This window comes from Salegentibacter sp. BLCTC, assembly GCF_015143665.1.
Taxonomy (GTDB): domain Bacteria; phylum Bacteroidota; class Bacteroidia; order Flavobacteriales; family Flavobacteriaceae; genus Salegentibacter; species Salegentibacter maritimus.
Genome location: NZ_WYEW01000003.1, coordinates 494,056 through 508,847, shown reverse-complemented (window position 1 = coordinate 508,847; position 14,792 = coordinate 494,056). Strand labels below are relative to the sequence as shown.

Annotated in this window: 14 protein-coding genes; 7 read left to right on the top strand and 7 right to left on the bottom strand. The window is 37.5% G+C overall.

Annotated features, from left to right (window positions below):
* Positions 1-400: 400 nt before the first annotated feature.
* Complete coding sequence (locus GUB10_RS05610) at positions 401-1,240, bottom strand: polysaccharide pyruvyl transferase family protein (RefSeq protein WP_227740311.1); 840 nt, start codon at positions 1,238-1,240, stop codon at positions 401-403.
* A 474-nt stretch (positions 1,241-1,714) separates the two neighbouring features.
* On the opposite strand from GUB10_RS05610, the gene neuC reads away from it, so the two are divergent.
* The 3 genes from neuC to asnB are packed head-to-tail and all read left to right on the top strand — an operon-like array spanning position 1,715 to position 5,351.
* The gene (neuC, locus tag GUB10_RS05605; RefSeq protein ID WP_193710446.1) at positions 1,715-2,872 is read left to right on the top strand and encodes a UDP-N-acetylglucosamine 2-epimerase; all 1,158 of its coding nucleotides are present in this window, start codon (positions 1,715-1,717) and stop codon (positions 2,870-2,872) included.
* A gap of 21 nt (positions 2,873-2,893) precedes the next feature.
* Complete coding sequence (locus GUB10_RS05600) at positions 2,894-3,586, top strand: cytidylyltransferase domain-containing protein (protein WP_193710445.1); 693 nt, start codon at positions 2,894-2,896, stop codon at positions 3,584-3,586.
* Positions 3,531-5,351 carry an asparagine synthase (glutamine-hydrolyzing) gene (gene asnB / locus GUB10_RS05595; protein ID WP_227740310.1) on the top strand — a complete coding sequence of 607 codons (1,821 nt, stop codon included), beginning with the start codon at positions 3,531-3,533 and terminating at the stop codon, positions 5,349-5,351. Before GUB10_RS05600 ends, asnB begins: the two co-directional genes overlap by 56 nt.
* Positions 5,352-5,483: 132 nt before the next feature.
* Here asnB and GUB10_RS05590 read toward each other — a convergent pair whose 3' ends face one another.
* From GUB10_RS05590 to GUB10_RS05580, 3 genes are all read right to left on the bottom strand, one after another.
* Complete coding sequence (locus GUB10_RS05590; protein WP_193710444.1) at positions 5,484-5,849, bottom strand: four helix bundle protein; 366 nt, start codon at positions 5,847-5,849, stop codon at positions 5,484-5,486.
* 314 nt (positions 5,850-6,163) lie between these two features.
* Positions 6,164-8,635: a polysaccharide biosynthesis tyrosine autokinase gene (locus GUB10_RS05585; RefSeq protein ID WP_193710443.1), complete on the bottom strand. Its 2,472-nt coding sequence runs from the start codon at positions 8,633-8,635 to the stop codon at positions 6,164-6,166.
* Positions 8,636-9,433 carry a polysaccharide biosynthesis/export family protein gene (locus GUB10_RS05580; protein WP_193710442.1) on the bottom strand — a complete coding sequence of 266 codons (798 nt, stop codon included), beginning with the start codon at positions 9,431-9,433 and terminating at the stop codon, positions 8,636-8,638. It abuts the gene before it with no gap.
* Between the two features lie 163 nt (positions 9,434-9,596).
* On the opposite strand from GUB10_RS05580, the gene GUB10_RS05575 reads away from it, so the two are divergent.
* From GUB10_RS05575 to GUB10_RS05560, 4 genes are all read left to right on the top strand, one after another.
* Positions 9,597-11,462: an ABC-F family ATP-binding cassette domain-containing protein gene (locus GUB10_RS05575; RefSeq protein ID WP_193710441.1), complete on the top strand. Its 1,866-nt coding sequence runs from the start codon at positions 9,597-9,599 to the stop codon at positions 11,460-11,462.
* 110 nt (positions 11,463-11,572) lie between these two features.
* Complete coding sequence (locus GUB10_RS05570) at positions 11,573-11,968, top strand: four helix bundle protein (RefSeq protein WP_193710440.1); 396 nt, start codon at positions 11,573-11,575, stop codon at positions 11,966-11,968.
* 107 nt (positions 11,969-12,075) lie between these two features.
* Positions 12,076-12,819, top strand: coding sequence for an O-methyltransferase (locus GUB10_RS05565; protein WP_227740309.1), 744 nt, complete (start codon positions 12,076-12,078; stop codon positions 12,817-12,819).
* 45 nt (positions 12,820-12,864) lie between these two features.
* Positions 12,865-13,563, top strand: coding sequence for an ABC transporter ATP-binding protein (locus GUB10_RS05560; RefSeq protein ID WP_193710439.1), 699 nt, complete (start codon positions 12,865-12,867; stop codon positions 13,561-13,563).
* A gap of 3 nt (positions 13,564-13,566) precedes the next feature.
* Here the strand turns inward: GUB10_RS05560 and GUB10_RS05555 are convergent, their stop codons facing one another.
* The 3 genes from GUB10_RS05555 to GUB10_RS05545 all read right to left on the bottom strand — a co-directional run bounded on the left by GUB10_RS05555 (position 13,567) and on the right by GUB10_RS05545 (position 14,758).
* Complete coding sequence (locus tag GUB10_RS05555; RefSeq protein ID WP_193710438.1) at positions 13,567-14,148, bottom strand: alkylphosphonate utilization protein; 582 nt, start codon at positions 14,146-14,148, stop codon at positions 13,567-13,569.
* A 58-nt stretch (positions 14,149-14,206) separates the two neighbouring features.
* Positions 14,207-14,383, bottom strand: coding sequence for a type II toxin-antitoxin system RelE/ParE family toxin (locus tag GUB10_RS16115; RefSeq protein WP_370591075.1), 177 nt, complete (start codon positions 14,381-14,383; stop codon positions 14,207-14,209).
* Positions 14,384-14,521: 138 nt separating this feature from the next.
* Positions 14,522-14,758 (bottom strand): hypothetical protein, encoded by a 237-nt coding sequence (locus GUB10_RS05545; protein ID WP_193710437.1) that lies wholly within the window; start codon positions 14,756-14,758, stop codon positions 14,522-14,524.
* Positions 14,759-14,792 lie beyond the last annotated feature (34 nt).

Here is a 14,792-nt window from a genome sequence, read left to right as displayed (position 1 = left end):
ACAATATTGTATTTGTTCATGCTGTTTTACATACCAAAAGAGATCCAAAAGTAGGAACTGATAGAGCTTGAATTGCAACATCCCCAAACGAATAATCCACTTTAAATATCGAAAGAGTTCGGTTTTCGATAAATTTTAACTGACTTCGGGTAAGGGGTTTATTTATGATTTTTGGAAGTATTGTTTCAGCTTTTAAAAGCCCATTTTTTAAAAGACACTATCTCGCAAAGTATGTAAAGTTAAAACAACAGAGGTTAGACTTTTTATAGTCTGACCCTTTTTTCATAGATCGTAAGAAATTGATTTAAAATTTTGTAAACTTTGAGTTTTGGGTTTCTCAAGCTTAGACTTTGTTCCTGTTTTATTACGAATATTTTTCGTGATAAGTCTGCACATTAACTTAAATAAAAGGACAACTACCCAGTAAACCATCCTGTATTTCTTCCAGCTTTTTATCTTCCGGTAACAGCGGTTTGTCCTGCATTAATTTCAGTAATTCTTCAACCGATTTTCCAGTTTCTATAAAGTCGGCTTTATAATATGCCAGGTTTACAGATTCAAAATAATCCCGGTATTTTATGCCATTACCGAAGATTTTATCTGAAAATTCTACCCAAAGCGCCGGGATTTTATACGCATGCGCCACGATAAGCCCGTGCAAAGAAGAAGAAATAATATTTTCACAGCTTACTATCTCCCTGGTTGTTTCCTCTACATCTAAAGTAAGCAAGTCTATTACTTTTATGGCCGGATTATTTTGAAAGAGCTCCAAAGCTTTTTTATAATCGTGGTAATGTGGAACAATCCCAATTTTATGCTCTTTTTTAACCTCTGCATTATAATATTTCGGCAGCAAAAGTGCCGGATCACCGTATATTTGGGGACACTTATAACCGAGTTTCAGTAAAAAATTCCTGGTTTGTGGCCCCCGAACAGCCCTAAAATCGGCTTTTGCAATTTCCTGTTCATGATCTATAATTCCGCTGCCCCAAACAATACTATGTTTATCGGCATGATGTAAAATGCTTCCAACCGCCAGAAAATTTGTTTTATTCCGTTTATACCACGGCTGTTTCTTAGGCTGAACAAATTTTACTGGTTTACCACTAATTTTTTCTGCCAGGTATTTTGATAGTAAATCTCCATAATTCTCTTTATCCCTAAAAATAAATTTGATCTCACTCCAAAAGAATAACGGAATTTCTTTTCCCTGGAAAGAAGTTTGTCGGTGATTTTTCAAAATATAAAACTGTAAATTTTAAGTAGTAACTCCGGGACCGGAACTTCAAATATATCGAAAATATGTTTAGTGGGGAGTTGTTGGTATTTAGACTTTAGCCTGTAGCCTGTAGGCTGTAGTCTCTAGTCGGTAGGCTCTAGTCTCTAGTCGGTAGTCGGTAGTTTTATTTTTCACATTTAAAAATTTCAGTAAAAGATTACCGCGCTCGTTTAGTCTAGAGGTTTTAAATGATAACCATATAACTCTAAGGCCTACTGACAAATGAAACACAATCCTGACTACAGACTACTGACTAAAGACTTAATTAATTCGTGCATTCGTGGCCGCGTAGTTTTACTTTCAAAAATCCCGGGATAAAAACAAAAAACAATAAAAGCCATTTCCGAAGAGATTTGCTACTTTAGCGATACCAGCCTTTCAGCCAAATGGAAGACTTCAGGAAATTAACCGATAATTCATAACTAACAACCAAAAATGCCCAAAAGAAAAATATGCGTTGTTGTTACCGCCCGGCCTTCATATAGCAGGATAAAAACTGCTCTTACGGCCATAAAAGAGCATCCAAAATTAGAGCTTCAATTGGTAATTGCAGGTTCGGCTTTATTAGATCGCTACGGAAATGCCATAGATTTTATTGAAAAAGATGGTTTTGAGATCTCTGCAAAAGTATTTATGGTACTGGAAGGTGAAAATCCCACTACCATGGCTAAAACTACCGGGCTTGGGGTTATGGAACTTACCAATGTTTTTTATAACCTAAAACCCGATGCCGTACTGAGCATTGCCGATAGATTTGAAACCATTGCAACTTCTATCGCTGCCGCTTATCAAAATATTCCATTGGTACATATACAGGGCGGGGAGGTTACCGGAAGCATCGATGAAAAAGTAAGACATGCCAATACAAAACTGGCCGATCTTCACCTGGTAGCTTCAGAAGATGCACGAAAAAGAGTTATAAAGTTGGGAGAAAACCCTGAGAAAGTGATCAACACCGGCTGCCCCTCTATAGATTTGGCTAAAGAAATATTGGAAAGTCCCCAACTGGATTTTGATCCTATTGAAAAATATGGAGGCGTAGGTTCTGCATTAAACTGGAAGAACGCTTATATAGTGGTTATGCAACACCCGGTTACTACCGAATATCAGCAAGCCAAAGCACATATAACCGAAACTTTAAAAGCCGTTAAAAAATTAGATATGCCTGCTTTTTGGTTTTGGCCTAATGTAGATGCAGGATCTGATGGTACTTCTAATGGAATTAGAGCTTTTAGAGAACTTGAAAAACCTAAAAACATCCATTTTTTTAAGAATATGCAACCAAAAGACTTTCTAAGACTTTTAAAGAATTCAAAAGCTTTAATTGGAAATTCCAGTGTAGGCTTAAGGGAATGTGCCTATTTGGGTGTTCCTGTGGTGAATATTGGTAACAGGCAATTTAGACGTTTGCGCACAAAAAATGTAATGGATGTGAATTATGATTTAAATGAAATTTTAAAAGCAACCGAAAAAGCGATTGGCACCCATCATTTTAAAACTTCAAATATCTATGGGAATGGAGATTCAGGAAAGAAGATCGCTGAGATATTAGCCACTTCTGAGCTTACCTATGCTAAAACTATTACCTATTAACTTAAAAAAACCTGCTTTATTATGAATATTTTAGGCCTTATTCCCGCCCGTGGAGGCAGTAAAGGTATTCCGGGTAAAAACAGTAAAATCCTGGGCGGAAAACCATTATTGCAATACACCTATGAAGCAGCAAAACAAGCTAAACTTCTAAATAAGCTAATCCTAAGCTCAGATTCTGAAGAAATTATTCAGCTTGCAACTCAACTTGACCTGGAAGTTCCATTTAAACGTCCCGCTAGCCTGGCACAGGATTCCAGTTCCAGTATAGAGGTTGCCATGCACGCCCTAAATTACTACCTGGATCAGGGAATAAAATTTGATGCGATTTGTTTATTACAACCAACAACGCCTTTTAGAAAAACCGGACTTATAGATGAGGCCATTCAAAAATTTAAAGATGGGGGATTTGATTCGTTGATTTCAGTGAGAGAAGTACCCAAAGCGTATAATCCGCATTGGGTGTTTGAAGAAAACCAGGGAGCTCTTCGTATAGCTACCGGGGAAAAAGAAATTATAAGTCGCAGGCAGGATTTACCAAAAGCCTATCACAGAGATGGAGCCGTTTACCTAACTAAAACCACTGTTCTTTTAAACAAAAACTCTCTTTTCGGAAAAAACATTGGCTTTGTAAATACAAGCGCATACCCTTATATAAATATTGACACACAAGAAGATTGGAAAAGAGCGGAAGAGATTTTGGGTAATAAAAGTTGAAGGAGAGGCTGACGAAATTAGACCTCAAAAAATATCAAAATACATAAAAGCAATGTGCGGGATCGCAGGAATAATTTCAGCAAAACATAACATCGAAGATCTTCAGGAAATGGTGAAACTTCAGAAGCATCGTGGCCCTGACCATACAGGAGAATATACAGATCCAGGTTTTTGCAGGCTTGGCCATAACCGACTTTCCATCATAGATCTTTCTGCAGAAGCCAATCAGCCTTTTACCGATAATTCGGGACGTTATCACCTTACATTCAATGGAGAGATCTATAATTACATCGAGTTAAAACAGCAGCTAAAAGGGCACTATAATTTCAAAACAAACTCTGACACTGAAGTTCTACTGGCTGCGTATAGCGTTTGGGGAAAATCCTGTCTCAATAGGCTAAATGGCATGTTTTCTTTTGCTATTTGGGATAGTCTTGAAAAAAGACTTTTTGCCGCCCGCGATAGGTTTGGCGTAAAACCATTTTTTTATGTAAAAAACGATAATGAGTTCTATTTCAGCAGTGAGATTAAAGCTCTAAACAGCATTTTAAAGCATAGTGATCCCAATGAAAGAGTATGGGCCAATTATTTTGCTTATGGCTCTTACGGAATGCCCGGGGATACTTTTTATCAGGATATACAGCAACTGCCGGGAGGATATTTTTTGGAATTTCAGGATGGAAATTTAAAGCTTGAAAAGTGGTACAACTTTGAAAATAGACTTAAAGATTACTCCGGCACTTTATCATTTAAGGAGGCAAAGCAATCTTATACTGAAATTTTAAAGGATAGTATTTCCCTAAGGTTTAGAGCCGATGTGCCCGTAGGTTTTAATATTAGTGGCGGAGTGGATAGCTCGCTATTATTGGCTTTGGTCAACAAGAGCCAGGAAAATAATAAAATTAGAGCTTATACTTTTTATACCGGCCATAAGAATTATGATGAATTAGCCTGGGTTGAGAAAATGATTAAAACTACTCAAAACCCCCTCGAAAAAGTAAAAATACAGCCTACCGATGTTATAGAAAAAGCGCGATTTCTTAGTGATATCCAGGATGAGCCTTATGCCGGCATACCCACTTTAGCCTATGCTACCTTATTTGAAGCTGCGAAAAAAGAGGGTATAAAGGTGCTATTAGATGGGCAGGGAATGGACGAGCAATGGGCGGGCTACGACTATTATCAAAATTCTAACAACACTAATATTATACAGGGATTAGGAAAAACGAGTCCTTTTAAATTGCAGGTGCTGAATCCAGAATTTCAAAAATTAGCTAAAAAACCGGTATATCCGAAGCCATTTAATAACAACCTGCAAAACTTGCAATACAGGGATCTCTTTTATACTAAAATTCCACGTGCCTTAAGGTTCAATGACCGCATTTCTATGGCTTATAGCACCGAATTAAGGGAACCTTTCCTGGATTACAGACTGGTAGAATTTGCTTTTTCCCAGCCTGAAGCACATAAAATTTTTAATGGAATTCAAAAATTTCTAATTAGAAAAATACTTGAAGAAATTGCTCCAAAAAATTTAAGCTATGCCCCTAAAAGGCCTCTGCAAACTCCACAAAGAGAATGGCTGGCTAAAGAGTTAAAAAACTTTACCGATGATAATTTAGAGAAACTTAGATACTCGAAAGCCTCAAATTGGTTCAATTTTAAAGAAATAGAAAAAGAATGGAAAAATTACCAGGCGGGAGACAACCAAAGCAGTTTTCATATTTGGCAGTGGATTAACACAGCTTTGTTAATGGGAGATTAGTTGAGAGTCGGGAGTTTTTTAGCCGGTAGTCGAGAGACGGTAGTTTTTAGACGGGAGACGGTAGTTTCCACGTAGTCGGGAGACTTTTTTATTCTAACGACTACAGACTATCGACTACAGACTAACAATCATTTACTTCTTCAAAAACTTTTTCAAGCTGGAAATCATTTTGAAGAGCTCGGCTAGTTTTCTTCGATTATCTAAATCCTTTTCATGATTAATAAAGCCCTGTCTCTTTGCAATCGTAGAACAAACAACGCATTCTTTTACTGAGCCTCTTGCGATTTCAAGAAACCTATTAAATTGCGCATTTGTATCTCCAGATCCCTCAGCAATATTCAAAGGGATAGATACCGCCGCTCGCTTAAATTGAGAAGTCAGGTTGTATAATTCTGATTTAGGAAAACTTTTGGATACCTCATAAGCTAAATCTACAAAATCCAAAGCCTTTTGATAAACCATTAAATCTTCAAACTTAAATACAGGCTTATTTTCCATCTCCTTATTTTTTTGCATTCGTATTCGATATAGTAGGTAGGCATTAGACGGTAGACAATAGTTGGTAGACGATAGTTTTTTCTAACAACTAACTGACTATAGACTCTCAACTACAGACTGCACAAAAATAGTCAATAAACTTTAGTCGGTAGACGATAGTTTTTTCTAACAACTAACGACTACAGACTACCAACTACAGACTGCACAAAAATAGTCAATAGACTTTAGTCTTTAGGCGGGAGACGGTAGTTTCCACGTAGTCGGGAGACTTTTTTATTCTAACGACTACAGACTACCAACTACAGACTAACTACTTACTCAAAATTCCGCATTGCTTTTTTCCACCAACGTTTAAGTTTTCGGGTGGGATCAGATTTTTCTACGTAGCCTTTAGAATAACGGTTGTACCCGTAGCCATAGCCGTACCCATAACCGTAGCCATAGCCATAGCCATAACCATATTTGGCACGGTGTACAAAATGGTTTAATACAAAGCTGATGTTTTTAATTTCACCTTTGCCATATTTCTCATTAATAGACTCCAGCATTCCGCGTTTGGTATAATCCTGGCGTATTAGGTATATTGTGGCATCGGCGTGTTTTACCAGGTTTAAAGCATCGGCCACCATCCCAATTGGCGGTGTATCAAGAATAATATAATCGTATTTTTGTTTTAATTCTTCCATCAGCTTATCCATCTGTTCATTGATCAATAATTCTGAAGGGTTGGGTGGTACAGGCCCGGCAGTAATCACATCGAGATAAGGAATTTTACTTTGCTGAATAATTTCATCGGTACTAGCCTGGTCAATTAAATAATTCACCACTCCCAGATCGTTATTCAGCTGAAAATCGTCAAAAATCTTGGGTTTTCTTAAATCCACTCCCACCAATACCGTTCTTCGCTCACTCAGGGCAAAAACCGTAGCCAGGTTCATGGCACAAAAAGTTTTTCCTTCCCCTGAAACCGATGAGGTAATAAGCAGGGTTTTAGAACCTGTAACCCCCTGTTTTTTATACATAAATTGAAGACTGGAACGCAAGCCCCTAAAACCTTCAGAAATAGATGATTTTGGATTATTAAAAACAACTAAATTCGAGTCGATCTTACTTTTTCCTATCATTCCCAAAATAGGAATGGGTGATAAACGTGTTACTTCCTGGGCGTTATGGATGTTGGTATTTAGAAAAACCAACAGAAACACAAAGGTTAAGGGAATCACCCCACCCACCAATACGGCCATCACATAATTCAACTGCGTGTTGGGGCCAATTTGGCCGCCACCTGTATCCTTAGCTGAATCGATTACCATTACATCACTTACATTCGCCGCTTTAATAAGCCCCGCCTCGCTCCTTTTCTCAAGGAACATATTGTAGGATTTTTCGTTTAAACTATACCGCCGCTCAATTTTTAGTAAATCCTGTTCTTCCTGCGGTAGCTTGCTAATTTCAGCCTCCAGTTGCGCTATTTGCCGATTAATATCCAATTGTTCTTCTCGTAACAAGCCTTTGGAAGAACTAATGTTCTCCAGCAAAATAGATTTAACCGAATTTATTTGTCGGTCTATATCGTCAAAAACAGGCGAATTTTCTTTTAGTGAATACTGATAATTGCTTCTTTCTTCTGCCAATGCAATAATTCGCGAAACCCCGCTGGAAATACTTCCTTCTGAAATACCGGCTACCGAAGGCGCGGGCACATTAGAGTAATCGTTTCGGGTTTCAAGATAATTTCTTAAAGTTTCGTAATAAGAAATCTGCCTTCTAATCTCTTCTTTTCTTAGATCTAAAGTTGAAAGCTTATTGGAAAGTTTAGAGCTTTCCGCAGAAATATCCATAATGGCATTTTCATTTCTAAACTGGTTGAGCTCTGCTTCTACCAACTTCAGGGCTTCCGATTGTACCGCTAAACTGGAATCTATAAACCGAATGGTTTTAGTGGCAAACAGGTTTTTACGAGCCAACATATTTTCGCTAAGCACTCGTACGGTTCCATTTAGATAATCTACAAGCCTGGCTTTATTCCCCCCGGTTTGATTCATTCTTAACACCGAAGAACCCTGGGATTCCGGACTCACATTTACATTACGATACCTCCCTACAGCAGAATCGAAATTCATAAAACTCACATAAAAAGGAGTACCGGCCTGTAGAGGCTGATCTACCCGAACAATAGTACCGTTAAAAAAAGGTAATCTTACTTTTTCCCCCGATTTGTAATTCTTACTAAACTCTTTGGCATCTACTTCCCGGAATGTTTTTTCTTTCGTTGTATAATTTTGAAGGCTTAAATTACCGGGTACTTTTGCTTTTAAATTATAGGTTAGCGAATCTAGAAATGTGATGGTCATACTTACATTAGTAGCCTGGGCCCTCGCCGTATCTGCAATTACTTTAAAAGGAGTATTCCCATAGGCATCTATACGCTGATATTCGCCATCTTTTAAGTACTGGGTATAAAATTGAAGCTCTTCTACCACCTCTTCGTTATGGGAACGTGACCTTAAGATCGTCATGGCAGTATTTACCTTATCTGAAGTTCCTCCCCAGTTAAAAGTTAAACTGGTATTACTGGTAAAAAAAGGGTTTTGATCGTCTTTTATAGAAATAGAATTTCCCAGCCTGTACACCGGTAATTTCCGAACATTATTATAATAAGCAACCGCCAAACTAATCCCTACCGAAAGCAAAATAAGCTTCCAGTAACTGATAACTTTTAGCACAAAACCTTTAAAATCGAAGGTTGAGCCAACATCTGAAATATGATCGTCTTCGTGTGCCATTTAAATCCTGCTAAATAATAAGATAGTTGTGGTTACAAAAGATAATATGGTAACTCCAGTTCTAAATATTTCTAATCCGGTGGTTCCCAACCCCAGCGCCTTTTGCGGCAAAGCGTTCACCAAAATAAGATCGTTGGGTTGAATATAATAATATTCGCTTTTGGTAGCATCAATATCAGTGAGATCTATCTTATGAATTTCCTCTCCGTACGGGTATTGCCTAATAATCTTTACATTTTCCATATCTCCATATTCAGAAATACCGCCGGCATTGGCCACCGCTTCCATAATGGTCACTTTTTCTTTGTAAATCACCTGGCTTCCGGTTCCAATTTCCCCAAGCGTGGTATATCTAATTCCGGCGAGTTTTACCGTAACAAAAAGGTTGGCTTCTTCTTTAAAATAATTTTCCAGTAGCAGTTGCTCAATTTTTTCCCGTATTTCCCTTTCGGTATATCCCAGAACGTTTACTTCCCCCAGGGTAGGTACACGAATATTACCGTGTTCATCTACCGTAAACCCATCAAAATAAACTTTTTCTTCGGTAGTTGCATTATTATTGGCCTCCCCTACTGGGTTAAACATTCCAACCAACTCCTGGTCCAGGGCTTTCACCCGAATACTTAAAAGATCCCCTGTTTGAATTCGATATGGTTTTTTTAATTGATGTACCTGGATAATACTATCCATTGTTTTCTCTTTATCCTGAAGATAAGTGGTTTTTTTAGTAGAAATACACGACGAGAAACTTAAAAACGCCGCCAGTAAGATTAAAATGAAGGTGTATCTTTTCAGCATTTTGCTATTGATTCGGGACATCAAGATAATTTAAATTCACCAATACACATCTATGCAAGGAGTTATCATCTTAATTTAGATAGTTTTAACAAATATAGTTTTTGTAGGCCAATAATAAAATTAAGTCGCAATTTTCCTTTTATTTTGCACAAAACTCAAGTCTGTGAATTATTTAAGTGTAGAAAATATTGCCAAAGCCTACGGGGAACGCGTATTATTTGAAGATATCTCTTTTGGAATCAACGAAGGACAAAAAGTAGGATTTATCGCGAAAAACGGAACCGGAAAAACCTCCCTTCTAAATATCCTGGCCGGGTTTGATTCTCCAGATGCAGGTAAAGTAGTGTATAGGAAAGATATTACTACAGCCTTTCTTCCACAGGAACCCAACTTAGATCCAAACTTAAGCATTGAAGAAACTATATTTTCTTCAGATAATGAGATTCTAAAGATTATAAACCGCTACGAAAAAGCGCTTAAAAACCCCGATGATACAGAAGCTTACCAAAAAGCCTTTGAAGAAATGGACGCTGCACAAGCCTGGGATTTTGAAACCCAGTACAAGCAGATTTTGTTCAAACTAAAATTAGACGACCTCTCTAAAGAAGTAAAACACCTTTCGGGCGGACAAAAAAAACGACTTGCCCTTACGGTGATGTTACTTCAAAAACCCAATTTCATTATTATGGATGAGCCCACCAACCATCTTGATTTAGATATGATTGAGTGGCTGGAGGAATATTTTAAGAAAGAAAATTTTACCATTTTTATGGTTACCCACGACAGGTATTTCCTGGAAAGGGTTTGTAATGAAATTGTAGAATTAGACCACGGGCAACTTTATACTTACAAAGGAAACTATGGGTATTATTTGGATAAAAAAGATGCCAGGATGGCACTGGAAGCTACCAATACCGAAAAAGCAAAACAGCTTTATAAAAAAGAGCTAACCTGGATGAGACGCCAACCCAAGGCGCGTACCACTAAATCTAAATCTAGAATAGACGATTTTCAGGAAATTAAAGAACGAGCCCATAAACGCCGCCAGGACCACGAAGTGCAGCTAGAATTAAACATGGAGCGCCTGGGCAGCAAAATTGTAGAACTTCACAATATTGGCAAGTCTTTTCAGGACAAACAACTACTGGAAAATTTTAGCTATAATTTTAAACGTGGAGAACGTATTGGTATTATCGGAAAAAATGGTACCGGTAAATCTACTTTCTTAAACATTCTTACCGGGGGAATTAAACCCGATAGCGGAAAAGTAGTGATTGGAGAAACCATCAAGTTTGGTTATTACACCCAGTCTGGAATTAATATTAAACCGGGCCAAAAAGTTATTGAAGTAATTAGGGAGTTTGGAGACTATATTCCGCTTAAAAAAGGGCGGCAAATTTCGGCCCAACAACTGCTGGAACGCTTTTTATTCGACAGAAAAAAACAATACGATTTTGTCGAGAAATTAAGTGGAGGAGAGCGAAAGCGCCTTTATTTATGTACTGTACTTATCCAAAATCCAAACTTTCTAATTCTGGATGAGCCCACCAACGACCTGGATATTGTTACTTTAAACGTACTGGAAAGCTTTCTATTAGACTTTCCGGGCTGTTTACTGGTGGTTTCTCACGACCGGTATTTTATGGATAAAATAGTAGACCACCTGTTCGTGTTTCAGGGCAATGCCGAAATTCAGGATTTCCCGGGAAATTACACCGATTATAGGGAATATGAAAACAGTGCTATTGCAGAAGCCAGAGAAGAAAGTTCAGAAACTGAGAGTACCAAAAAAGATTGGAAAAAGACCAGTTCAGGTACAAAACTGAGTTATAATGAGCAAAAAGAGTTTGGAAAATTAGAAAAGGAAATCGCCAAACTAGAAAAACAAAAAGAGAAATTTCAGCAAAAATTCCTGGAAAACCTCAATCCGGATGAAATTAAAGAAAACTCTATAAAACTCCAGGAGATAGATGACGCCATAGAAACCAAAACCGAACGTTGGTTTGAACTTGGGGCGAAGATGGAGTAGATTCAGTGTTTATTGTTTGTTTAGTGTTTGGTGCTTGGTGTTTGGTGTTTGGTGTTTGGTGTTTGGTGTTTGAAAAATCTTGTATTTTTAGTTAGAAAAAAATGAGAATTATGGGTAAAATCGAAAGGTTTGAGGATATTGAAGCCTGGCAGCTAGCAAGATTAATATGCAATAAAACAGAAAAACTATTTCATAATACCAAGCTAGGAAGAAATTTTTCGCTGCGTGATCAAATGGAAAGAAGTTCGGGTTCGATAATGGATAATATTGCTGAAGGTTATGGTCGTGGAGGTAATCAGGAATTTCATAATTTTTTAAGTTATTCAAAAGGTTCTGTTTCTGAATTGCGCTCGCAATTATATAGAGCTTTTGATAAAAAGCTAATTTATAGTGAACAGTTTGAAGACTTAAAAGAAGACTGCTTAAAAGCCGAAAATAAAATAGGGGCTTTTATGTATTATTTGAGAAAAACGAACCTAAAAGGAATTAAGTTTAAAAAACCATAAACAATATATTTCAACCTGAACTACAAACAAAAAACTCTAAACCACAAACTACTCTGCACCTAAAATCCTACATAAAATTCCTTTTAAAATCCCAAAACCAACATGGGTTGCATTCGCCCTTTGTATACGATTTGGTGACGAAATGTTTTTATAATAAAAAGAAATACAAAGCATATACATTTCTAAACGATTACCGAAATGATCTTTTAAAAAACAATAAAACAATACAGGTAACCGACTTTGGTGCAGGGAGTAGGGTTTTCACTTCTAATGAGCGCAGTATTGCTTCAATTGCCAAAAATGTAGGAATTCCGAAAAAAAGGGCCAGGTTTTTATTTCGCTTAGTGAATTATTTAAACTGTAAAAATATATTAGAACTTGGCACTTCGCTGGGAATTGGCACTGCTGCACTTGCGGCAAATAAAAATAGCAAAGTAACCAGTATTGAAGGTTGCCCACAAACCGCCAATATAGCCCGGGTGCAATTGAACAAGTTCGGTTTGAGTAATGTTGATCTTAAAGTGGGAGAGTTTGAAGAAATTCTTTCAAAATTTGTAGTCTTTTCTAATAAAGTCACAAACAACAAACAACAAACCCATTACGATCTTATTTATTTTGACGGGCATCATACCAAAGAAGCTACCTTAAATTATTTTCAGCAATTGCTTCCCACCGCCCATAACGATTCTGTTTTCGTCTTTGATGATATTCATTGGTCTCCCGGAATGGAAGCTGCCTGGGAAGAAATTAAGGCACATCCCAGGGTTAAAGTGAGCATTGATACCTTTTTCCTCGGACTTATATTTTTTAGGAAAGAACAGGCAAAGCAGCATTTTACAATACGTTTGTAACAAAATGCGCTAAGCTGCGTCCTATAAGCACAAAATTATTTCTGTATGAGTAAAGTCATTGAGATTAGGCAAATTACCCGGGATTTCCCATTGGGAAATGAAGTGGTAAAAGTTTTAAAAGGCATAGACCTGGACATTGAAAGAGGTGAATATGTGGCCATTATGGGGCCATCGGGATCTGGAAAGTCTACTTTAATGAATTTACTGGGATGTTTAGATACACCTACTTCCGGCACCTATATTTTAAATGGAAAAGATGCCAGCCAAATGGGCGACGATGAACTTGCCGAAATTAGAAATAAAGAGATAGGCTTTGTTTTTCAAACCTTTAACCTTCTTCCACGCACTACCGCTTTAGAAAATGTTGCCTTACCCATGATCTATGCCGGCTACAATAAAACCGACCGAAAAAAACGGGCCGAAGAGGTTTTAACCAACGTAGGACTTGGCGATAGAATGGACCATAAGCCCAATCAGCTTTCAGGGGGGCAGCGTCAAAGAGTAGCCGTTGGAAGGGCTTTGGTAAATAAACCTTCTATAATTCTTGCCGATGAACCTACCGGGAACCTGGATTCTAAAACTTCGGTAGAGATCATGAACCTTTTTGATGAAATACACGCAGCGGGCAACACAGTAATCCTGGTTACCCACGAAGAAGATATCGCCGAACACGCTCATCGTATTATACGCCTTCGCGACGGGATGGTAGAAAGTGATGAGAGAAAAGAAGTCTTAAGCCAATAAGCTTTAAACCTTCTTCACAAATTTTGTTAAGATAACAATTTGTTGTCCTTCAACCTTACCTTCAATTTGCTCTGCATTATCGTGAACTAAAGAAACACGGCGTACAGCAGTTCCGCGTTTAGCGGTTAAACTACTACCCTTTACATTTAGGTCTTTTATAAGCACTACGGTGTCTCCGGCCTCGATTACTGCACCATTGCTATCCTTATGGATAACTTCTGGCGTAGTATTTTCTTCGGAAACCAACTGGGACTTGGCAAAAGCTTTTAGCTCGTCTTCCATATACAGCATATCCAGCAAATCCTGCGGCCAACCTTCAGCCTTAAGTTTAGTAAGCATCTGAAAAGCAACAACCTGAACAGCAGGAACCGTACTCCACATACTATCGTTTAAACAACGCCAGTGGTTTACCTCTACTTTATCAAAATCTTCCAATTGTTCGCTACATACCCGGCAAGCCATAAAACTTCCATCTACGGCTTCCCCCGGGAAATTCTCCAGGCTATAAACCTGTAAATTATCTGTAGCACTGCAAAGTTCGCAAGTACTATCGCTGCGTTCCCTTAATTCTTTTTCTAAACTCATGCTTAATTTTTAAAGTCGCGAAGATAAGATATAAAACTACAAAACAACTTGATTTGATTCAATAGATAACCGCTGCATAGGTCATTTTTAGAGTTGTTTTACTAGTTTTTTTGGGATTTTGCCTACTATCCCAAATAGTCAATATAAAAATTTGGTTCTTCTTTATTTCATAAATAAGTAAGTAATCCCTAACAACTTTAATTCGAACGTTCTTGCTATCTGTAGGTTTTCCGATTTCGGGATAATTAGTAACCAGTATTTCGGCTTGCCTGAATAATTCTGCTAGTTTTTTTGTTGTAGACTTTGGATTTATTCCTTTTTATCCAATATTCCAGGTTTTCTTTTCTATCGTTCTGAGCTCTTGAAGACCAAATTACCTTTTTAGCCATTCGTCAATTTCTTGATTGGCTTCCTCACTAGTCAAATAATCTCCTTTATTAATCTGTTCCCTAGCTTCTTCTATTGCAAGCTTTTGTTCATCACTCAAATTATAGGTTTTCTGAGTTCTATTCTCTCTATTTAAGTAACGGTAGAGTTCTTCAAGCAAATTTTTATTATCAGATGAATTTATCTCACTGATTAACTTTTCTCGTATTTCAGCAGTTTTCATAGCGGTAAATTTTACTCCTATAAGTTAAGAAATT